Source organism: Pseudomonas sp. GW821-FHT01E10, assembly GCF_059422365.1.
Genome location: NZ_JBWKWT010000005.1, coordinates 355486 through 377167 on the forward strand (window position 1 = coordinate 355486; position 21682 = coordinate 377167).

Below are 21682 nucleotides of genomic sequence, written 5' to 3' on the forward strand. Positions count from 1 at the left end.
CGTCGCGCAGGAAGCGCAAAGCAACAACACGGACACGTAGGATTCTGCCAGGACGGCGGAGTGAAATGGATGTCAGGGAAACAGTCTGCAAAGCCCCGCTTCGGCGGGGTTTTCTTTTGCCTGCAAAAAAGTTCAGCTCAACCCATCCAGGGCCGTCGGGCTACGCAAGTGTTCATCCATCACCTCTTCCAGCAATGTCCGCAACAACGCCAGCGAAGCCTGTTGCCGCTGCACATCCCGACACACCAACCCCACTTTCAGCGGCACCCGCGGCTCACTCAGTGGTTTCCACAGCAACTCTTGGTCGCCATGGGTCTTTTGCGAGCGTCCGGGCAGCACAGTCGCCAGCCGCGTGTGCGGCAGGCTGTCGAGAATCCCCGCCATGTTGTTCAGCTCGGCCTGCACCTGCGGCCGGCGCCCAAGACTGGCCAGTTGTGCCTGCCAGATCTGCCGCACCTGGAACTCTTCACCCAACAGCAACATGGGCAACTCGGCCGCCTGGCTCATGGAGACCTTCTTGAATTCGCGCAACGGATGGTCCGCCGGGATGACAAGGGTCAGCTCATCTTCGTACAACGGCACGCCGTGCAAACCCGGCTGACGGGGCGGCAGGTAACTGATCCCGATGTCCAGCGAACCATTGAGTAGTCGCCGCTCGATTTCCAGGCCGGTCAGTTCATAGATCTGCACCACCAGATGCGGCTGTGCCTTGCGCACGCGTTCGAGCATTTGCGGCACCAGGCTGGAGTGGACGGTCTGCAGTACGCCAATGGCCAAGGTTCGCAGCGCCTTGCCCTTGAAATTGCCCAAGGCTTCGCGCGCGCGTTGCAAGCCATCGAGCAAGGGCAGGGCATGGTTGTACAACGTGTGGGCCGCCAGGGTTGGCAGCAGACGTTTGCTGCTGCGTTCGAACAGGCTTACATCGAGGTTCTGTTCGAGTTGGCGGATCTGCTGGGACAACGCAGGCTGGGAGATAGAAAGCCGCTCGGCGGCCCGACCGACGTGGCCCTCTTCGTAGACCGCGACGAAATAACGCAGTTGCTTGAAATCCATAAGTAATACTTATCGAAAATGCTGAGAAATCGAAATGGCTCAGTGCCTTGCCTACGCCTAGTCTAACCGCATTCACAAGGCTTACAGGGCCATAAAGCACGATGAATACCGTTTACAGCGATGGTGTTTACATAGGCAAGGCAAAAAACCTCGGACGAGGTTTTATCCGATGAATCTGTTCAACCTGCGACGCAAGCCACCGAGCCTTGATGACCTGGCGATGGACACTTCCCTGCCGGCCAGAAGCGACAACTTTTCCAGCGAGTGCCTGATGCCCAGTGTCGAACGACCGAAACAGATTTTCGTGCGTGGCCAAGGCTCCTGGTTGTGGGACAGCGATAACCGCGCTTACCTGGATTTCTCACAGGGTGGCGGCGCCAATAGCCTCGGACATAGCCCTTCAGCACTGGTCAAAGCGATTTCGGAGCAGGCTCAGTCGCTGATCAATCCGGGTTTCGGTCTGCACAACCGCGGCATGCTCAACCTCGCCGACCGGCTCTGCGCCGGTACCGGCAGTGACCAGGCGTACCTGCTCAACAGTGGCAGCGAAGCCTGTGAAGCGGCGATCAAACTGGCGCGCAAATGGGGCCAGCAACATCGTGGCGGCGCTTCGCGGATCATTGTGGCCAGCAAAGGCTGTCATGGCCGTAGCCTGGGGACGATTTCTGCGTCGGACAGTTCGAATCTGATCAACCGATTCGAGCCACAGTTGCCGGGCTTCAGCCATGTCCCGTTCAATGACCTGCCCGCCTTGCATGCGGCCGTGGATGCCCAGACGGTCGCGATCATGCTCGAACCGATCCAGAGCGAGGCCGGGGTGATTCCCGCTACCGAGCACTACCTCAAGGGCGTCGAGCGCTTGTGTCGTGAGCTTGGCATTCTGCTGATATTTGACGAAGTGCAAACCGGCGTCGGGCGCTGCGGCACATTGCTTGCCGAACACTCCTACGGCGTGCGGGCAGATATCGTGGTGCTCGGCAAAGGGCTCGGTGGTGGCGTGCCATTGGCGGCATTGTTGGCGCGAGGCAAGGCCTGTTGTTTCGAAATCGGCGAAATGAGCGGCACTCATCATGGCAATGCGTTGATGAGTGCCGTCGGGCTTGTCGTGCTCGACAGCGTGCAGGACAAGGGCTTTATCGATCATATGCGGGAAACCGCTCAGCATCTGGGCGAAGGCCTGAGTCGTCTGGCCCATCGCTATGGTCACGGCGAATTGCGTGGGCAAGGGCTGCTCTGGGGGCTCGATCTGTCCGACGATTCGGCCGACGCCGTAGTCAAGGCTGCATTGTACGAAGGCTTGCTGCTCAATGCGCCGCAAGCCGATTGCCTGCGCTTTACTCCGGCCCTTACGGTCAGCAAGGCCAATATCGACGAAATGCTCCTGCGTCTGGCCCGCGCCTTCTCCCGCGTGCGCACCGCGCAACTGCAGTGCCGCAAAGGTATTGCGGTCTGATCAGACCCGCCCTACACGAATTTCCGAACCGTCTCGCGGTATAACGCAGCGCCCCACGTTTGATTCTTTTCGCGTGGGGCGTTTTTTTGTCTCTGCGTTTTGCCGAAGACATTTCAGTGCTTGAGTGATAGCAGGATCAATGGTTGCCCGCGAATGGGGCGCTACGATTTCAGTCCGCCAACTCCATCACCCGCCGATAAAACATCCATTCCTGCTCCAGCACATGGGCCTGGTTGCCGGCCTTGCGAAAGCCATGGCGTTCGTCGGCATAGTAATGCGCTTCGACCAGAATGCCGTTGTCCTGTAATGCCTTGACCATGTCGCGGGTCTGTTGCGGCACCACCACGGCGTCCAGTTCACCCTGAAAGAAGATCATTGGAACGCTAATGTTGTTCGCATGCAGCAGCGGCGTGCGCGCGGCGTAGCGTTCAGCGTCCTCTACCGGGTCGCCGATCAACCAGTCCAGATAATCGCTTTCGAACTTGTGCGTGACGCGGCCCAGCGCAACGGGATCGCTGACGCCATACAGGCTGGCGCCCGCACGAAAGACCTTGTGAAAGGCCAATGCGCACAATGCGGTGTACCCGCCGGCGCTGCCACCACGGATAAACGCTTTATCGCCGTCGATCAGTCCGCGCCCGGCCAGGTAGCCGACCACTGCGCAGGCATCTTTCACGTCCACCTTGCCCCAGCTCAAATGCAGCGCCTGGCGATAAGCACGGCCGTAGCCGCTGCTGCCTCGGTAGTTGAGATCGGCCACGGCGAAGCCGCGTTGTGCCCAATACTGGATTCGCGGGTCGAACATCGGGTAGCAGGCCGAAGTCGGGCCGCCGTGAATGAACACCACCAAGGGCGGTTTCGTATCGTCGTTCATTGCCGGGTAGAAGAACCCGTGGGCCTCGCCCGAACCGCTCGGATAACGCAGGGTTTGCGGGCGGCTGATCTGATCGGCCGGCAGGGGGACAACACCACCGGCGAGGGGCTTCACCTGCCGGGTCTTGCGGTCAATGGCAATCACCGACGCCGAACTGACTGGTGAAGCGGCGATGCAGTAGATGAACTGGTCATCCTGTGCGAGATGGCGGAAGCGGCTGTAGTCGCCCGTGAAATCCTCACGGGAGCCATCGCCATGACAAAGCCCCAGTCGCCCAAAACCCTCTTCGGTCCAACTCGCCAGATAAGTGTCTTCGCTCAACGGTAACCAGGTGCAACCACCCAATTGCCAGGGCGCCGGTCCATGGTCGGCAGCAGCGCTCGGGAGTGGGCTCAGACCGTCGGCCGACTCCACCCACGGCTGCCAGAAACCGCCGCGATCGGTCAGACAATACAGACGGCCGCTGTCATCGAATCTCGGTTGTTGCAGTGACTCCTGAGCACCGTCACCTGCCACGCAACGCGGTTGCGCAAAGGTGTGATCGCGCTGGCGCTCGGCAACCATCAGGCGTGTTGCGGTCCAGGGCTGATCCGGGCGATTCCACTCGATCCAGGCCAGACGCCGACCATCAGGACTCAAGGTCGGTGCCGCGTAGAAATCAGCGCCTTCGGCCAGCAGATGGCGTCGGCCATCGGCCAGATCGATCGCCACCAGGCGATGCCGATCGCGGTTTTCTTCCACCGCCAGCACTTGCCCGTTGGCGAAGTGCAGATCGCCGTACCGGCATTCACTTGAAGTCAGCACCTCAGGCGTCTCATCGCTCAGCGATTGCCGATACAGCTGCTGATCGGCCTCGTTGACGAACACCAGCCCGTCATCGGTCAGACAAAACGCGCCACCGCCATATTCGTACACCCGGCTGCGCACACTGAAGGTGGGTGGCGTCAGGCAGTGGGCCTGACCGTCGCGCCACTGCCAGACTCGGCAGGCAGCATCTTCGGGGCGGTACTCGTTCCAGAACAGGCCATGTGGCCCGACCTGCAACTCGGCGAAGTCGATGCCGGCCGCGACGGCCCTGGCGGCGCTCAAGGGTTCAGCTTTTGGCGATGAGGCGTGAGTTTCGTTCATTGCGAAAGGCCAGTTGTTCGATGGTCTGGGTCGCGTGCTCGGCTTCTTCGCGGGCCTTGAGGATCACGCCGTGATGTTCCGACTTGCTGCACACCGGGTCGGCATTGCTCGCGTCACCCGTGAGCATGAACGCCTGGCAACGGCAGCCGCCGAAGTCCTTTTCTTTCTCGTCGCAGGAGCGGCACGGCTCGGGCATCCAGTCGTAACCGCGAAAGCGGTTGAAGCCGAACGAGTCGTACCAGATGTGCTGCATGCTGTGGTCGCGCACGTTGGGAAACTGCACCGGCAGCTGTCGGGCGCCATGACAGGGCAGGGCGGTTCCGTCTGGTGTGACCGTCAGAAAAATACTGCCCCAGCCATTCATGCAGGCTTTCGGACGCTCTTCGTAATAGTCCGGCGTCACGAAAATCAGCTTGCACGGATGCCCTTCGGCTTCCAGTTTCGCGCGGTATTCGTTGGTGATGCGTTCGGCGCGAACCAATTGTTCCTTGGTCGGTAACAGGCCGACCCGATTGAGCTGAGCCCAACCATAGAACTGGCACGTCGCGAGTTCGACGAAGTCTGCCTCAAGGGCAATGCACAGCTCGATGATCCGGTCGATTTTGTCGATGTTGTGCCGATGGGTGACGAAGTTCAGCACCATCGGATAGCCGTGCGCCTTCACCGCACGGGCCATTTCGAGTTTTTGCGCGAAGGCCTTTTTCGAGCCGGCCAGCAGGTTGTTCACCTGCTCGTCGCTGGCCTGGAAGCTGATCTGGATGTGGTCCAGGCCGGCCTTTTTGAAGTCGCTGATTTTCTGCTCGGTGAGGCCGATGCCGGAGGTGATCAGGTTGGTGTAGAACCCCAGTTTGCGCGCCTCAGCGATCAACTCGGCGAGGTCCTGGCGTACCAGCGGTTCACCACCGGAAAACCCCAACTGCGCCGCGCCCATTTCCCGGGCTTCGCGAAAGACCTTGATCCACTGCTCGGTGGTCAACTCCTGGCCTTGCTCGGCGAAATCCAGCGGATTGGAGCAGTACGGGCATTGCAACGGGCAGCGATAGGTCAGCTCCGCCAGCAGCCAAAGGGGCAGGCCGATTTCGGGCTTGGGCGGTAACTTGTCTGACACGGAATCAGGCAAGTTCGATCCAGTGCTGAGCACGGGCGACCTCCATGAATTGCTCGATGTCGTCACCGAGCTCGGGCACGCCGGGGAACTGTTTGTCGAGCTCGGCGATGATGGCCGCGACATCTCGCTGGCCATCGATCAAGCCGCCGATCAGCGCGGCGCTCTCATTGAGTTTGATCATGCCTTCGGGGTAGAGCAATACATGGCCCTTTTGCGCCGGTTCGTACTGGAAACGGTAGCCGGGACGCCAGGTCGGGGTTTTGCTGCGATCAAAACTCATAAGGTGATTCCTTTATGCCAGACCCGCTGTTCGGTCACGCTGTGGTACGGCGGGCGGTTCAGTTCGTAGGCCATGCTCATGGCATCGAGCATGCTCCAAAGAATGTCCAGTTTGAACTGGAGAATTTCCAGCATGCGCTCCTGGCCTTCCCGCGTAGTGTAATGCTGCAACGTGATTGCCAGACCGTGCTCCACATCCCGGCGAGCCTGGCCCAGGCGCGTACGGAAATATTCGTAACCGGCCGGGTCGATCCACGGGTAATGTTGCGGCCAACTGTCGAGGCGCGATTGGTGGATTTGCGGCGCGAACAGCTCGGTCAATGAGCTGCTGGCGGCTTCCTGCCAACGGGCCCGGCGGGCGAAGTTGACGTAGGCATCCACGGCGAAACGCACGCCGGGCAGCACCAGCTCCTGGGAGCGCAACTGATCCGGGGCGAGGCCGACCGCTTGCCCAAGACGCAACCAGGCTTCGATACCGCCGTCTTCGCCGGGGGCGCCGTCATGGTCCAGCAGGCGCTGAATCCACTCGCGACGAATCTCGCGGTCCGGGCAGTTGGCCAGGATCGCGGCGTCCTTGAGCGGGATGTTCACCTGATAGTAAAAGCGGTTGGCGACCCAGCCCTGGATCTGCTCGCGGGTCGCCCGGCCTTCATACATCGCCACGTGATACGGATGATAGATGTGGTAGTAGGCGCCCTTGGCGCGCAGGGCCGCTTCGAATTCGGCGGGGGACATTGGGGTATCAGTCATTGCGGTTCTCCGGGAACAACCGGTGGATTCTTTGGTGTCTGGTCTGACGCCTTCGCGGGCAGGCCTGCTCCCACAGAGATAGCGCTATCCCTGTGGGAGCGTGGCTGGCCCGCGAAGAGGCTATCCGCTACAGCACAATACTCATGCCGTCATAAGCCACTTCAACTTCACGACGGGCCAGCTCCGCACGCTCTGGCGAATCCTCATCGAGAATCGGGTTGGTGTTGTTGATGTGGATAAGCACTTTGCGCTGCTTGGGCAGTTGTTCCAGCACTTCGAGCATGCCGCCGGGGCCGTTCTGCGCCAGATGGCCCATTTCCCGACCCGTGCGCGTGCCGACACCACGGCGCCGCATTTCGTCGTCGTCCCACATCGTACCGTCCACCAGCAGGCAATCGCTGCTGGCCATGATCTTCAGCAGTGGTGCATCGACCTTGCCCAGGCCCGGTGCGTAGAACAGTTTACCGCCGGTGCTCAGGTCTTCGACGATCAGGCCGATGTTGTCGCCCGGATGCGGGTCGAAGCGGTGCGGCGAGTAGGGTGGGGCGGCGCTGCGCAGGGGCAGTGGGGTGAAACGCAGATTCGGGCAGGCCGGGACGGTGAAGCTCTGATCGAGTTCGATACGGTTCCAGTTCAACCCGCCGTTCCAGTGGGTCAGCATGGTGAACAACGGGAACCCGGTGCTCAGGTCTTCATGGACCATGTCGGTGCACCAGACCTGATGCGGGCAGCCTTCGCGCAAGCTGAGCAGGCCGGTGGTGTGGTCGATCTGGCTGTCCATCAGGATGATTGCGCTGATGCCGGTATCACGCAGCGCGCGGCCCGGCTGCATCGGCGCGAAACTCTGGAGCTGGGCGCGGATGTCCGGCGAAGCATTGCACAGCACCCAGTTCACGCCATCATCGGAAATCGCGATGGACGACTGGGTACGCGCTTCGGCCCGCAGGCTGCCGTCGCGAAAACCTGCGCAGTTCGCGCAGTTGCAGTTCCACTGGGGGAAACCGCCGCCGGCGGCGGAACCTAGAATCTGGACAAACATGGCCGCTCCATCATTGAAAACTGAAAATAAAAACGCCCCGGCAAGCCGAGGCGTAGCACTGCATTCTCTACCAAACGGCAGAGCTTAGCGGCTTGCGAAGTACATGGTGACTTCGAAGCCGATACGCAGGTCGGTGTAAGCAGGTTTGGACCAGGACATAGAAGCGCTCCTTCAGGTGGATGGGACAGTTGAGACCTACACATATAGTCCACCTCCAGCCGGAGATGTTCAGATAGTTAGGTGGCTATGTTACTCAAAATTACAGAGTGATTGGCTGCGAATCTTTGAGAAAGCTAATTGCAGCGCCGGTAATGATCATTTTGCCACTTGCCAGCGCGTAGTCGGGCAAGCTCCGCTGGCCAGACAGCGCCAGCCACCTTCGGCCCTATTCAGTCGCTGTGCCGCGGCCAGCAAGGCTTTGCGGTCGATCTTCAGAATCGCTTGAGGTAAAAGGCCCAGATAATCCGACGAGTGGCCGGCCAGTTTGCCTTGCCAGAGCAGTTCGGCGGCCTGGGTGTTGGGCAGGGCGGTGCTGTCGAATTGATCGGCCAGGGCTTGGCGTTGGGCGATGAAGGTCAGCTCATCGATGCTTTCGATCGTCCTTTCGAGCTCGCCGAGGAATTGTTCGATGTGCTGCAACAAGTCCAGAGGCGCGACGCTCGGCGATTGCACGCCGAACAACAGCCCGGTCTGACCGTTGATCTGGCGCAGGCCACTGAACACCGCGTAACCGAGTTGCAGCTCCACCCGCAAGCGTTGATAGAACGGTGTCTGGCACACGTGTGCGAGCAAGCGCCAGGCAGCTTCGTCGGCGATGTCATGGGTTGCTGTCGGACAAAAGAGTAACAGCGCGTGTTCGCTGGAGCCGGTATCGATGGCGCTCCAGAGATGCTGTGAGCCGATCGATAGAGGTGACGTCGATTGATGGTCTGGCGTTCCCGGCACACGACTCAACGCCAACCCCATCGCCGCTTGCGTCTGGGCCGACAGTCCGGTCGCCAGGCCATCCCAGCGCGCACTCGACCAGAGTTGCTGCAAGTCATCCGAGGCTGCGGTGTGCTCAGTGCATAGATCGGGCAACGCCTTGAGCAGCTGTCGAATCGGCATCAATGGGGTGGCCGTCGGTGCTTCCTGTAAGAAACGGGCATCAGGTTTTGTCAGCGCTTTCAGCACATGTTCGAGGACTGTTGGCATCGGCTCCTGCAGGCCCGTCAGTTTCAGCAGCCACTCATTGCCCGATGCGCTGAAGGAAACGTCGACACCGGCCTGACGTGCATCCTCGCGCAACGGCCCCAGGTTGTTTTCCAGATTGGTCTGAAGACGGCCGTGAGGCGCGGACTCCAGGCGCCAGCGCAGATAAACCGCGCCTTCATCCGTGTTATCCGGCAACGCCTGACTGAACTGCATCGGCGAACGTTCGCGGCGACTGCGCGAGCGATCCTGGGCAAAGGTCCGCAGGCCACGGTGGGCGCTGGTCTGGCCGCGAATCAAGCCGGCATTCGGGGCTGGAGTCTCGGTACGCAAAAACGGGTTGGGGGGCGGTAGTTGCCACTGGCCGGTGAAGTTATCCACAGCGCCGATTTGTTGCAGGATTGCCTTGAGGGCGACAACGCCCTGTTCGGACAACCCCGGTGCAAGTTGCTCGCTGTCCCGTTGGGCCAGTTGCAAGGCGCTGCTGACTTGTTGTTGGCGCTGCTGCAGGGCTGCGTATTCTTCGCGCAATTGGGCCCAATCCTGACGGGAGGCAAAAAAGCCCAGCCAATCCAGAAGCCGTTCGCGGATCACGTTGCCCGATTGCGTGGCGTTTGCGGGCAGCGTGAATTCGATGTGCAGCAAGGCTTGCCCGGCATAGCAGTAGAGCGGCGCAGCTTTCAGGTTGTCTGCCAGCCCGCTGTCTCGCAGCTGCGCCAACAGGCCGCCGGGCTTTGCGGCGGTCAGCCAATGGCACAGGAACGCCAGCGCTTCGGGCGATGAGTCGGGCAGCCCTTCGAAGGTGAACAGCAGATCCAGTCGACGTTCTCCAGCCTGTTGATAACTATTGGCCGATGAATCCATCAACAGGCTGGGCTTTGCCTGGGGGACTTTTTTACCTGCGGGAATGGCAAGGGCAAACGCCTGCGCCATCCCTTTCAATGCTTCGAGACTCTGCGGGCCGGCCAGGCTCAACGTCATTTGCCCGGTCTGATAAAACTGCTGATGGAAGTCCTTCAACGCTTGCTGAAACTCGGGCTGCGGAATCGGCAGGCTGTAACGGTTGCCAGCATGAAACGCCCGTAACGGGTGAGCCGCCGAGAGCCCGTCGAACAGCGCGAATTGCTGTTGGGCTGTGGCATCCCGCGACCAGGCGACAAATTCGGCGTGCAGCACTTCCCGTTCCCGCCGCTGATCGTCCGGATTCATACGCGGATGGGCGAGCATGTCTGACAGATGCTCCAGCCCAGCGCTGAACGCCTGGGGCGGCAGTTCGAAAAAGAAGTCCGTCGTCCGTTCGCTGGTGCGCGCATTCACCTGCCCGCCATGACCTTGCACATAGGCCATCAGCCCTTGTCCTGCGGGAAAGCGCTCTGTACCCAGGAACAGCAAATGCTCGAGAAAGTGCGCCAGCCCCGGCCAGGCCGATGGCACGTCGTGACTGCCGGCAGCGACCCGCAACGCAGCGGCGCCGCGCTTCAAACCGGGAGCATGACGCAGCGTCACCCGCAGACCGTTGGCCAGGGTTTCAGTGTGAAGGTGGGGGTGATTCAGCGCAGGCATGAGCACTTCCAGAACAGAGAAGCGCTAATGCTAGCGGATTAGGGGGCGTTCTCAATGAGTTTCCACACTGCGCCGGGGAAACATATTGAGAACGCCCCCTAAGTGGATCAGCGCTTGTTCAGCGCGTCGTAAAGCTCGGGACGGCGATCGAGGAAGTAGCGATTGGCTGCGCGGGAATCGATCATCAGCTGGCGATCCAGCTCACCGACAATCAGTGCTTCATCAAGGCCGGCCTGGGCGATACGGCTGCCATCCGGCGCGGCGATGCTGCTCTGGCCGCAATACTGGATCTCGCCCTCGCTCCCACAGTAGTTGGCGTAAGCCACATAACACTGGTTTTCGAAGGCCCGGGCGCGGACGGTGACGTCGGCGATGAAATCGTAGGGAATCATGTTCGCCGTCGGCACCAGGATCAGCTCGGCACCGGCCAACGCCAGACGCCGGGCGTTCTCCGGGAACTCCAGGTCGTAGCAGATCAAAAAGCCAAGCTTCCAGCCATTGAGTTCAACCAACGGAAACTCATCCGACCCGGGGCTGAACATCGAGTGATCGAGGTCACCGAACAGATGAGTCTTGCGGTAGTTGCACAGCCGCTCGCCATGGGCGTCGATCAACTGCACGGCGTTGTAGATCTGCCCATCCTCGGTACGCTCGGGGTAGCCATACAGAATGGCGATCCCGGCTGCCTTGGCAATGCGCGCGATTTGCTGCGCCGATTCACCGTTGTGCACCTCCGCCAGCACGCTGACGGCGTCTATGCCGATGTTGTAGCCGGTCAGGAACATCTCCGGCACCACCAGCAAATCCGCGCCCTTGGCCTCCAGCGCCAGTTGATGCAGGCGTTGCAGGTTGCCTGCGACATCCAGGGGCAGCGGTGGACATTGGTAAAGGGCTACGCGCATTTCGGATTCCTCTTACTCGGGCAGGGCGATCGGACCGATCTCGTTGAACACATCTCCTGGACCCGGGTTTTCAGCGTGAGTTTCACCGCCGAAGTGTTTCATGATGCCCCACACCGCGTTGAGCGAGGTCTGCACCGCGCCTTCAACCCACGCCGGCGTCCATGAAACGTCATCGCCGGCGATGAAAATCCCGCGTTGCTCGGGCGGCATGTCGTCCTGCATGAAGTGCGCGTACATGCGCTGGTTGTAGCGGTAGTGACCGGGCAGGGCGCCCTTGAAGGCCCCGAGGAAATGCGGGTCGGCTTCCCACGACACGGTGATCGGATCGCCGATGATCCGCGCGGCGATGTCGACTTTCGGGTAGATCTTCTTCAACGCATCCAGCGCCAGCTTCACGCGCTTTTCCACTGGCTGTGGAAGCATTTTCAGGGCGTCGCTCATCCATGAGTACGACAGGCAAATCACCCCAGGCTTGTCGTCGCCGTTATCGAACAAGTACGTGCCACGGGTCAGGCGATCAGTGAGGGTCATGCTCATCAGGTCGCGGCCGGTTTCCGGGTCTTTGTCCTTCCAGAACGGGCGGTCGACCATCACGAAAGTTTTCGACGACTGCATGTAGCGGGTACGGTCCAGGGCCATCCACATCTTTTGCGAGAACAGGCTCTCGTCGCATTCGATCTGGGTGGTCAGCAGCCAGCTCTGGCAAGTGGTCAGCACCGCTGCGTATTCGCGGGTGTCGCCCCAGTTGTCGGTGACCGCAAAACGGCCGCCTGCCGCGTGGGCAATTTTCTTCACGCCGGTACGCGGCGCGCCGTTGTGCAACGAGCTGAGGCTGGTGCCTTCAGGCCAGTGCACGCAACGCTCCGGCACATGGCGCCAGATGCCTTGCGGCACTTGTTCCACGCCGCCGACCACCAGGTGCTGGTGATCGTCGCAGTTGGTCATCACCACGCGGAAGATTTCCAGCATCGAGTTGGGGAAGTCCGAGTCCCAGCCACCGGTGCCGAAACCGACCTGGCCGAACACTTCGCGGTGATGGAAGGAGAGCTTGGCGAAGGCTTTGGAGGTGGCGACGAAATCGTAGAACGTGCGGTCGTCCCACAACGGCACCAAGGTGTTCCACAATTCCTTGAGGCGCGGCACGTCGCGATCGCGGATCGCCTGCTGGATCTCGCCGAAGCGAGAACCGTCTTCCAGGGCATCGGCCCAAGCGTCAGCCACTTCCTGGAACAGTGCAGGAAGATCCGCCAGTTTCTGTGCGTAATGGGTTTTGCCTTCCAGATCGATCACCGTGCTGCCAGACGCGGGGGTCAGCGGGTTTGGGAAGGGCTTGGTCTCGAGGCCGAGTTTGTCGACGTAGTGATAAAACGCAGTGGACGACACCGGGAAGCGCATGCCGCCGAGCTCGGCAATGATGCCTTCGGCACCGTTGAACGCCTGGGAGCGCAGACGACCGCCCATTTTCGAGGCTTCGTAGACGACAGGTTTCAGGCCCAGTTTCATCAGTTCATAGGCGGCCACCAGACCGGCAATGCCAGCCCCGACGATCGCCACTTCGGCGCCGTGATTGTGCGCTGGAATGCTGCCCAGCCCGGCCGGGTGCTCGATCCAGTCGTCGAAGGCGAAAGGAAAGTCCGGGCCGAAAATAGTGACTGGTTTTTTACCGTCTGCAGGATGGCGATTGTTCTTGTTCATGGCTGACCTTGCTGGCGACCCGACGCAGGATGCGCGTCTGAGTATAGGAAAAGATGGCAGCCATTCTAGAGAGCGTAGAACACGTTAATAAGACGCAATGTGTCGTCGTTTTGCTAATTGTTTTATCAATATGACGATGTGTCACTACATATTGTAGGTGTGAGCAGTGCAGCGATCCGACTTGCCCGCGAAGAGTCCCGACCAGACACCGAAGGCCTCAAACCGGCTGCCCCCGATCAATCTTGCTGCTCAGGATGATCGAAGTCGTCGTCTTCTCCACCCCATCCACACTGCCGATCTGATCCAGCAACTGATCCAGCTGCTCCGGCGAATCGGTGCGCAACCACGCCACATAATCAAACTCGCCACTCACCGCACACAGCTGCTGCACCTGAGCCATGGCGCTAAGTCGTCGCAGCACTTCCTTGCCAGACCTCGGTTGCACCGTAATCCCGACGTAAGCCTGCAATCCGCCATCCACCACACGCTGACCCAGTCGCACACCGTAACCGGTGATCACCTTGGCCTTTTCCAACCGGGCCAGGCGCGAAGTAACGGTGGTCCGGGCGATGCCCAGTTGTCGGGCAAGCATGGCCACACTTTCACGGGCATTGATCTGCAAGGCGGCGATCAATTGGCGGTCGATTTCGTCGAGAACGGGCGGGCGAGTGTCAGGCAAAGGGGCATCTCCAGCGGTACAGAGCAATGGGCTGGCATATTACAGGCAGTCCATGCCCTCAACGGGTTAATTGGATGGACACAAATTGTCACTCGTAGTCGAATGCGCAACCAGGGGCTGTGAAGCGAGGGGATCGAAATGAAGGGTATGCCTGCGGCTCTGCGCGACTATGCACTGCAGATTGCCAATCACGAAATGGGGCATTACGTCGTAGCCCGAGCCCTGGGTTTTGAAACGGGTGATGTGACCCTGAAAGTGACCATGGGCCTGACGCATCATGGTGGGGCCTCCATTACCTTGACGCGGTCCATTTCGTCGCTCGAAGCCATGAAGGAACATTTGGAAGCCCGGATAATGGTCCTCTTCGCTGGCGCCATGGCGCAGACCTTGCCTGCAAAGCACTCGCCCGAGAAACGCGTCCATAAGTCGAAAGCGGCAGCCATCCTGAACGGAGAGTTTGGAGCGGAACAGGATCACGCAAAAATAAGAGAATTGCGGTACTTGCTTCGAAATATCGCCTATCCCGATACGGATCCAGCGTTGTCTGATCGCATCATTGCTGAGCTGACAGACATTAATGATCGCTTGTGGTTGCGCACCCAAGAAATCGTCGAGGTGTTGGCCGATACGATTACTGGATTGGCGGGGCTTTTGGTGGAGCGCATGGTCATTGTGGAGCAGTGGGGGCGGCCGGCGGATACGTATGAGGTTGTGTTGACCGCTGAAGTGCTTGAGCGGCTGGGCCCCGTGCAGGCCATTCCAGCGTTAAGTGTTTGGGCTTAAGCATCCGAACTCCCGATCACGATCTGGAAGCCCCGAAAAATCGGGGCGTGTTTCAAATAATGTGCAGGCGCTATTCCTCGGACTCTGTCGCCGTCCGGGCAGGTCGCGGTGTCAGCACTTTCACCACATCATCAATCACCGCTTTGCTCATCGCCGTCAGGTAGTGTGCGGCCCAGGCGTGGCGGTCGGTGTCTTTTGCGTAGGCTGCGTCCTCGGCAAATGACTTGGCGAGGGATAGCAGATCGGAGGTTTGAGTCAATGCGTCGAGGATGGGGACGCCAACCTGACGTGGAACAGTGGCTGATCCGAGCAATAAGTGAACGGCGTGAGGCCGATGGTTTTCAGTTCGGAAGCTGCGGGCGAATCTGTTTTGCTCATTGTGTTGCTCCTTAACTCGAGGAGCTGCCGCATTCGTTACCACACGAATGGGTGGCAGCTGTACGCAGGGTGGTAAACCGGGAGCCAAGGAACCGGCAGACCCGAAGGTCTCCCACGCACAGCCGCCATAACACTGGATTGCAGGCGTAAAAAACGCCTGAAGTCGTGATGGGGGCGCTGTTGCGCTTAGCCTCGCCGGGTTACCACACCCGATCGCTGCATTGGCAGCGACGTCTGGAGAGTATCCCGTCGAAGAAAAGCCCAACAAGGCGGCAAAGTGCCCAAATGCGCCCATTACGCAATTCTCGGAGTTTGCCTACAACGTTAGCGGACGTCATCCGATAACCCACCATCCGCGCAAAATATAACCTAGACGGCAGACAGGAAAAATGACGCACGACCCGCCTCGGAGCAGCGCACATGGTGCGACCCGAGCTCCGACAGGATGACTGATGCTACAGAATGACCGCGATAATCTGGAACTCGATAAACTCCAAGTCGAAATCCGGAAATTCATGGCCGAGACCCGCAAGTTTATGGCCGAAGAAAGCAAGCTTAGACAGGAAGCTTTTTGGTATCCGTTTGCGGTGGGCGCCGGTCTGGTCACCGCCTTCGTCGCCGCTGTCGGGCTGTGGTCCAAGCTCTAATACCGAGCCCGTCAGAGCGCAGCCAATCATCGGCGGCACTTGAGTTTTGCCACGGAGCAGCTCACCGTATCCAACTAGGGTAAGCGCATTAGGCAGAGCCCGTGATCCACACAGGAAGAAGCAGTATGTCCACACCCCCCACGACTCAAGCCAGCATTGAGCAGTTGCACCGAGACGTGGCCGCCTTGGCTGAAGACATGCGTAGCCCGGCCCCCACCGCGACCCGAGCGATACTACTGCCGTTCGGGCTCGGCGCCGCTCTGGCCCTGGTGACCTTTGCTGTCGTCGCCTTGGTGGCTCGGCTGGTCTGAACCCTAAAATCAAACCTCAATCTCAGAAAGCCAAAAGCCGCGCATTAGCGCGGCTTTCTTGTTTGGTGGGCCCACACGGACTTGAACCGTGGACCAAAGGATTATGAGTTGCCGGGCGAGCAGATAAGCCTAGAGAAAACGTTCGTAGGTGAACGTAGGTTGGCATAGCTGGAGGCCCCGTAATACGTGGTGTTAAGCGTAATTTTGAGAAGGTTGCTCAAGCTGAATACTGTACCGTGGTTGTACTGATTTTGCAGCCTTTGAGTTTCGCAATTCGCCCCGCAGTGAATTCTTCGCCCACGATCTTCTGTAGTGCCCCCGGGCTAATTCTCTCGCAGCGCCAAACCACGTTCCATTCACAGATCGAGAAGCAAAACGCGGCTTGGCCTAAGGCATGCGTATAGTCTGACTTTAAAGGTTGGCGATTGCGGTGACCTTTCATGTGCGCTAGATCCGTGCTGTCTAGGATCAGAATTAGGCCGCGCCCGCAGAGTTGGCAAGGCTGGTCAATGTGGCATTACACATTTCCGACTGCACCTGGCCTGCGTTACAGCCGCCACCGATCATTTAGCAGTGATTTTGGCGGCATCTAACCAACGTTAGGAGTTACCAGTATGTTCAAAGTAACCCCCAATCCGCCGGCAAGGTCCAACGCTAAGATCATCGATCAACGCGCTGTTGATCGACTGTTGTCCCATATGATTTTGGGTCAGAGACGGCACCGAGAAATCGTGCCAGGGCTTCAGTCCCCCTCCGTGAACCGCCGCCGCGTCAGGAAAAGCACCACGCCCAGCGGCACGGCCAGCAGTGCTAGCAGTTCCAGGTCAAAGCCCAGCACCTGCTGCTCACCAACCTTGAAGATGCTGACCAAGCCCGTTGCCAGCAGCGTCAAACCCAGCCACTTGCGCAACGGGTACGGTTTCAGAAACTGAACGAGGATCGCGCCCAGCACCAGAAGGACGATAGTTTGCATGATGTAGGGCATGTGCAGTTCCTCAGACCTTGATGACCAGCGTCACGACAGAGCGCTGTGGGCCAATCCCGCCATGGACCTCTCCCTCGATGCTGACCAGCACGTCACCTGCATGCAGGTTCGGCAGGGCCCCTTTGAGGTACCAGTTGACACCTGTCGTCACGACTGCACCTGAAGCCCAGCCAATGAGCGGCCCGCCCAACGCACCTACCTTCCCTGCAACGCCACCTGAGGCCGCAGCAATTCCCTTGGCGACGTTGCCGCGCATAGTGCTGATAGCATCGGCCTGCTGCCGGGTGAGGGGATTGGAAATGCAGACTGTCAGCAGGCATGGCAGGTTTCGAGCCTGCATTCGGTCGTACATATCGACGACTATGCTGTTGACTTGGTAATGGGCGCGTTTTGCTTCGCCAAAGTGCAGCTCGCGCAGGCGACCTCGGTCGCTTTCCATGAGGGTGATTTGAGACAGATTGAAGACGATCCCTTCCTCGGACCTGTACTGCGTGGTCTTCTCGAACTTCATGCGCGTATCCATTCGTGCAAAAAGACGATGATTTTCTACAAGCGGTGACTAAGATGCAAACCGTCTTTGATGTGAGGCCCCCAGGGAATTTGACGTCTGCACGGGTCTCATCGCCAGCTACCGCACCCCCGCAAGGTCAGTTTTCGGTCAGCGGCAACAGCGACGGCTCATTCGGCGTCCGAAAGTGTGCTGTGGGACCTGAAGCAAGAGAACAATAGCTTCGACCTGGATTCGGCTTACGATCAGTATGATCGTGCTCGGGAGATGTCAGCTGCGTTGGAGCTGGGCACTATGCTGGGACGGTACTCCTTCGCGGTGCCGGATGAGGTTGCACGCGGTGAGTTGCGGCTGTTGCGCAATCCAGAGGATGACCTGTAGGCCAAGGCACCTCCTTGAAGCGCCTTGGCGGCTGGCGAACCAGCACTGTACCTGAATTGTACCCTTGGACCCTGGGACTGTATCTGTGGTGGACCAGCCAGAAACGCGAAAGCCGCGCAATGCGCGGCTTTGGAGTTGGTGGGCCCACACGGACTTGAACCGTGGACCAAAGGATTATGAGTCCTCTGCTCTAACCAACTGAGCTATAGGCCCTCAGTAGGCCGCGGATTATAGCGATGGTTTCTCGGCTGTGCTATCCGAAAAATCCGATACGGTTATACGAAGAAACGTCGCGGCGAATTCGTCGGGGGGAAGTGGCAGGCTGACGATGTAGCCCTGGATCTGTTCGCAGCCTTCGGTGGTGAGGAATTGTTGCTGGGCATGGGTTTCGACGCCTTCGGCGATGACGGTGAATTGCATGCTGCGGCCCAGGGCGATGATTGCGCGGACAATCGCCGCGTCGTGCGGGTCGTCCGGCAAGCCGCGGACGAAGGACTGGTCGATCTTGAGGATGTCCAGCGGCAGGCGTTTGAGGTAGCTCAGGGACGAATAACCGGTGCCGAAATCGTCGATCGCCAGCTGCACGCCCAGGCGTTTGAGTTGGTGCAGGACCGTCAGCGCTTCTTCGGCCTGGCTCATGATGAAGTTTTCGGTAATCTCCAGTTGCAGAAAATCAGGTTTGAGGCGGTTGTCCTTGAGCAATTGCTCGATCCGGCCGAGCAGGTTCGGCTGGCGTAATTGAGCGCCCGCCAGGTTGACCGAGAGTGGGCCGAGGCACTCATAGACCTGATTCCACTCGTACATCTGCTGGCAGGCAGTCTCCAATACCCAATCACCGATTTGCAGGATCATGCCGTTTTCTTCGGCCAGGGGAATGAAGTGCTCGGGGGGCACATCGCCAAAGGTTGGGTGATGCCAGCGAATCAGCGCTTCGGCACCGACCAGCCGATGATCCTTGAGGCTGATTTTGGGTTGGTAGTACAAAAACAGCTCATTGCGCTCGATGGCGCGTCGCAGTTCATGCTCCAGTGCCACGCGTTCGCTGGCCTGGGCGGTGAGGTCGCGGGTGTAGCTTTCAACCCGGTTACGGCCCTTGGCCTTGGAGCGATACATCGCGGCATCGGCGTTCTTGACCAGCGTGGCAACGTCGCAGCCGTCCTTGGGATACAGGCTGGTGCCGATGCTGGCGCTGATGAAAAACTCGTGCTCGCCGGCCTGGAAAGGGGCGCTGAAGCAATTGAGCAGCTTGGTGGCAATGTTGTCGGCATCGCTGGCCTGTTGCAGGCCGGGGAGCAGGATGATGAATTCGTCGCCACCCAGCCGCGCCACGGTATCGATATCGCGCAACTGCTCCTTGAGGCGTACGGCGATGCCTTTGAGCAGCAGGTCGCCGACCGGGTGACCGAGGCTGTCGTTGATGTGTTTGAAACGGTCCAGGTCCAGGAATAGCACGGCGCCTTGGCCACCGTTTTCCTGCTGGTTGTTCAGCGCGGTCAGCAGGCGGCTTTCGAACAATGTGCGATTCGGCAGGCCGGTCAGCGGATCGTGGTGCGCCTGGTAGTCGAGTTTGGCTTGCGCATGCTTGAGGCTGGAAATGTCCGCGAACACCGCGACAAAGTGGGTGATGAGTTTGTCCCGGTTGCGCACGGCGCTGATGGTCAGCCAGCTCGGGTAGAGCTCGCCGTTCTTGCGCCGGTTGGAAATCTCGCCTTGCCAATGACCTTCGGCGGTCAGTTGATGCCACATCGCAGCATAGAAGGCGCTGTCGTGCAGGCCCGAGGCGAGCAGGCGAGGGGTGTGGCCCAGTGCTTCGGTCTCGCTGTAGCCGGTGATTTCGGTGAATGCCCGATTGACCGCGCTGATGTGCTGTTGGGTGTCGGTGATCAAGACGCCCTCGGCGGTGCTTTCGAACACGGTGGCGGCCTGTTGCAGTTTTTCCTGCATCAGGTGTCGCTCGGTAATGTCCCGGGCGATGGTCAGCATGCAGTCTTCATCGCCGATGGGCAGTGGCCGGCTTGAAACTTCGCAGAGCCGGATCTGCCCGTCCTTGCGGCGGATGTGGCAACTGAAATCGCGGACGAAACCATCCCGGTGCAGCAATTCGAGCATCTGTTTGCGCTCGTTGAGATTGACCCAGATCCCCAGGTCCAGCGCCGACCGATCTACCGACATCGCACTGTTGAACCCGGTTATACGGCTGAAACCTTCGTTGACCTCCAGCAGCAAGCCGTCGCTCTGCCGGGACAGCAGCAAGCCGTCGGGGGAGGCGTGGAAGGCCTTGGCGAATTTCTCTTCGGAGGTTTGCAGCTGTTGCTGGGTTTCCTTGAGCTGACTGATGTCTCGTACGACGACCACCAGGGCCGGGGTCGTGTCGAGGTCGAAAGGCTCGGCAGAGATCAGGCCGGTAAACACCTGGCCATTGTTGCGGCGAAAGGGCATCTCCAGGTTGCGGATACTGCCGGCCTGCAATCGCTGCAGCAAACCCGGTCCCACGCCAGGAACGCCCCAGATGTTCAGGTCGGTGGCCGTCTGGCCTATGACGTCTTCGGCCTTGAGGCCGATCTGTTCCTCGAACGCTTCGTTGACTTCCAGCAGGCAGCCATCGGAAAGCCGTGCGATCACCAGAATATCCGGGCATTGCTGGAACACTGAGGCGAACTTCTGTTCCGACAGGCGCAGCGCCTCTTCGGTGCGTTTGGCTTCGCTGATATCGATCATCAGCCCGCGCAGGACCGGTTCACGGCCATGTTCGATCAGGCTGACGATATCGCGGACCCACAGGCAACGGCCATCAGCGGTGATGACCCGGTAATCGACGCTGTGATCGCGCCCGGCCGCCACTTCACGGTCGCAGAACGCCTGGGCCCGAGTGAGGTCCGCGGGGTGGATGATGTTGCGCCAGAAGCCCGGAATCAGCCAATGGGACAGGGGATAACCGAGGAGGTCCTGGGCGTGGGGCGACACGTAACTGTAGGTGTAATCGCTGATCTGCGCTTCCCAGGCGATGGCTGAAAGACTCTCCACCAGCCCGCGGTAATGGTATTCGCTGCTGCGCAGCTCCTGTTCCAGGTCGACCCTGCGGGCAATTTCCGAACTCAGTCGGCGATTGATACGGATCACCACTGCCAGCACGATCATCAGTGCCAATAGTCCTGGCAGGCCGTAAATCAGCACGTCGGACCAGAAGGTCCGATGATCCAGGACGTTACCGACCCAATGTTCCTGGATGGCGCTGATTTCACTCGGGCTCATGTCTGCCAGGACTTTGTCCAGGATACTGACCAGCAGCTTATTGTTCGGGGGGACGGCCATCGCCAATTGATAGCGGTAGGGCGTCTCACCGCTGACGTAGAGCCCTTCGAGCTTGAGCTGGCGCAGGCTCCAGACACTGGAGGCGAGATCGCCCACGACCGCGTCCACTTCGTCGGTAGCCAGCGCTTGCAATGCCGAGCTGACATTGGGCATCGCCACCAGATTCAGGTCGGGATGTTGGGTGCGCAACAGTTCATGGGGGGCGTAGTTTTCCACCACGGCGATCTTCAGTCCGTACAGATCTTTGAGTTTGCGCGGTTGGGGGCCTCCGACGTGGGCCAGAATGACAATCGGAAAATCGAGGTAGGGGCGGGTGAACGACAGATAGGTCTGGCGCTCGGGGGTCGACATGATGCCCGGCAAGATGTCTAGCTTGCCTTGTTTGGCCTGCTGCAGCACTTCGGTCCAGCTGACCGGTTCGATGGGCGTGAGTTTGATGGCCAGCCGTTGCCGGATGACGTTGATATAGTCCGCTGCCAGGCCCTGATAACGCCCATGATCGTCGCGAAACTCAAACGGCGGCCAGGACGCATCGACGCCCAGGCGCAATTCCGGGTGAGCCGCCAGCCAGCTACGTTCTTCGTCGGTCAGAGTCAGCGCGCCAGCCGTTGCGGTCCAGGTCATCAGCGACAGCAAAAAAAGCACGGTCGACCATCTGGGCAT

The 21682-nt window shown here is 59.7% G+C and carries 18 protein-coding genes, 1 tRNA gene and 1 pseudogene; 4 read left to right on the forward strand and 16 right to left on the reverse strand.

The window, feature by feature from the left end; all coding sequences use genetic code 11:
• Positions 1-132 precede the first annotated feature (132 nt).
• Positions 133-1053, reverse strand: a complete 921-nt coding sequence (locus AC07V0_RS12965; protein WP_028940266.1) for a LysR family transcriptional regulator — start codon at positions 1051-1053, stop codon at positions 133-135.
• 169 nt (positions 1054-1222) lie between these two features.
• Between AC07V0_RS12965 and AC07V0_RS12970 the strand changes: the two genes are divergently transcribed.
• Positions 1223-2506 carry an aspartate aminotransferase family protein gene (locus AC07V0_RS12970; protein WP_086944446.1) on the forward strand — a complete coding sequence of 428 codons (1284 nt, stop codon included), beginning with the start codon at positions 1223-1225 and terminating at the stop codon, positions 2504-2506.
• A 169-nt stretch (positions 2507-2675) separates the two neighbouring features.
• On the opposite strand, the gene AC07V0_RS12975 is transcribed toward AC07V0_RS12970, so the two are convergent.
• The 10 genes from AC07V0_RS12975 to AC07V0_RS13020 all read right to left on the reverse strand — a co-directional run bounded on the left by AC07V0_RS12975 (position 2676) and on the right by AC07V0_RS13020 (position 13714).
• Positions 2676-4508, reverse strand: coding sequence for a S9 family peptidase (locus AC07V0_RS12975; protein ID WP_086944447.1), 1833 nt, complete (start codon positions 4506-4508; stop codon positions 2676-2678).
• Positions 4474-5616: a pyrroloquinoline quinone biosynthesis protein PqqE gene (pqqE, locus tag AC07V0_RS12980; protein WP_173861131.1), complete on the reverse strand. Its 1143-nt coding sequence runs from the start codon at positions 5614-5616 to the stop codon at positions 4474-4476. Before pqqE ends, AC07V0_RS12975 begins: the two co-directional genes overlap by 35 nt.
• A gap of 4 nt (positions 5617-5620) precedes the next feature.
• Positions 5621-5896, reverse strand: coding sequence for a pyrroloquinoline quinone biosynthesis peptide chaperone PqqD (gene pqqD / locus AC07V0_RS12985; RefSeq protein ID WP_018928829.1), 276 nt, complete (start codon positions 5894-5896; stop codon positions 5621-5623).
• Positions 5893-6645: a pyrroloquinoline-quinone synthase PqqC gene (gene pqqC / locus AC07V0_RS12990; RefSeq protein WP_086944449.1), complete on the reverse strand. Its 753-nt coding sequence runs from the start codon at positions 6643-6645 to the stop codon at positions 5893-5895. Before pqqC ends, pqqD begins: the two co-directional genes overlap by 4 nt.
• Positions 6646-6772: 127 nt before the next feature.
• The gene (gene pqqB, locus AC07V0_RS12995; protein WP_086944450.1) at positions 6773-7684 is read right to left on the reverse strand and encodes a pyrroloquinoline quinone biosynthesis protein PqqB; all 912 of its coding nucleotides are present in this window, start codon (positions 7682-7684) and stop codon (positions 6773-6775) included.
• An 84-nt stretch (positions 7685-7768) separates the two neighbouring features.
• Entirely contained in the window at positions 7769-7843 is a 75-nt protein-coding gene (gene pqqA, locus AC07V0_RS13000) for a pyrroloquinoline quinone precursor peptide PqqA (protein ID WP_009045898.1), read from the reverse strand.
• Positions 7844-7999: 156 nt separating this feature from the next.
• Entirely contained in the window at positions 8000-10438 is a 2439-nt protein-coding gene (gene pqqF / locus AC07V0_RS13005; RefSeq protein ID WP_086944451.1) for a pyrroloquinoline quinone biosynthesis protein PqqF, read from the reverse strand.
• Between the two features lie 107 nt (positions 10439-10545).
• Positions 10546-11340: a carbon-nitrogen hydrolase family protein gene (locus AC07V0_RS13010; protein ID WP_019650322.1), complete on the reverse strand. Its 795-nt coding sequence runs from the start codon at positions 11338-11340 to the stop codon at positions 10546-10548.
• Between the two features lie 12 nt (positions 11341-11352).
• Positions 11353-13035, reverse strand: a complete 1683-nt coding sequence (locus AC07V0_RS13015; protein WP_018928833.1) for a flavin monoamine oxidase family protein — start codon at positions 13033-13035, stop codon at positions 11353-11355.
• A gap of 217 nt (positions 13036-13252) precedes the next feature.
• Positions 13253-13714 carry an Lrp/AsnC family transcriptional regulator gene (locus tag AC07V0_RS13020; RefSeq protein WP_007980298.1) on the reverse strand — a complete coding sequence of 154 codons (462 nt, stop codon included), beginning with the start codon at positions 13712-13714 and terminating at the stop codon, positions 13253-13255.
• Between the two features lie 138 nt (positions 13715-13852).
• Between AC07V0_RS13020 and AC07V0_RS13025 the strand changes: the two genes are divergently transcribed.
• The gene (locus AC07V0_RS13025) at positions 13853-14497 is read left to right on the forward strand and encodes a peptidase M41 (protein ID WP_018928834.1); all 645 of its coding nucleotides are present in this window, start codon (positions 13853-13855) and stop codon (positions 14495-14497) included.
• 70 nt (positions 14498-14567) lie between these two features.
• On the opposite strand, the pseudogene AC07V0_RS13030 reads toward AC07V0_RS13025, so the two are convergent.
• Positions 14568-14875: pseudogene (locus AC07V0_RS13030) on the reverse strand (DUF3077 domain-containing protein).
• 452 nt (positions 14876-15327) lie between these two features.
• Between AC07V0_RS13030 and AC07V0_RS13035 the strand changes: the two are divergent.
• The gene (locus AC07V0_RS13035) at positions 15328-15522 is read left to right on the forward strand and encodes a hypothetical protein (protein ID WP_018928835.1); all 195 of its coding nucleotides are present in this window, start codon (positions 15328-15330) and stop codon (positions 15520-15522) included.
• A 125-nt stretch (positions 15523-15647) separates the two neighbouring features.
• The gene (locus AC07V0_RS13040) at positions 15648-15833 is read left to right on the forward strand and encodes a hypothetical protein (RefSeq protein WP_007936539.1); all 186 of its coding nucleotides are present in this window, start codon (positions 15648-15650) and stop codon (positions 15831-15833) included.
• Positions 15834-16575: 742 nt separating this feature from the next.
• Here the strand turns inward: AC07V0_RS13040 and AC07V0_RS13045 are convergent.
• From AC07V0_RS13045 to AC07V0_RS13060, 4 genes are all read right to left on the reverse strand, one after another.
• The gene (locus AC07V0_RS13045; RefSeq protein ID WP_018928836.1) at positions 16576-16818 is read right to left on the reverse strand and encodes a hypothetical protein; all 243 of its coding nucleotides are present in this window, start codon (positions 16816-16818) and stop codon (positions 16576-16578) included.
• A 10-nt stretch (positions 16819-16828) separates the two neighbouring features.
• Positions 16829-17329 carry a hypothetical protein gene (locus AC07V0_RS13050; RefSeq protein ID WP_019580724.1) on the reverse strand — a complete coding sequence of 167 codons (501 nt, stop codon included), beginning with the start codon at positions 17327-17329 and terminating at the stop codon, positions 16829-16831.
• A gap of 514 nt (positions 17330-17843) precedes the next feature.
• Positions 17844-17920: transfer RNA gene (locus AC07V0_RS13055), tRNA-Ile, on the reverse strand.
• 15 nt (positions 17921-17935) lie between these two features.
• Positions 17936-21682: a bifunctional diguanylate cyclase/phosphodiesterase gene (locus AC07V0_RS13060; RefSeq protein ID WP_086944452.1), complete on the reverse strand. Its 3747-nt coding sequence runs from the start codon at positions 21680-21682 to the stop codon at positions 17936-17938.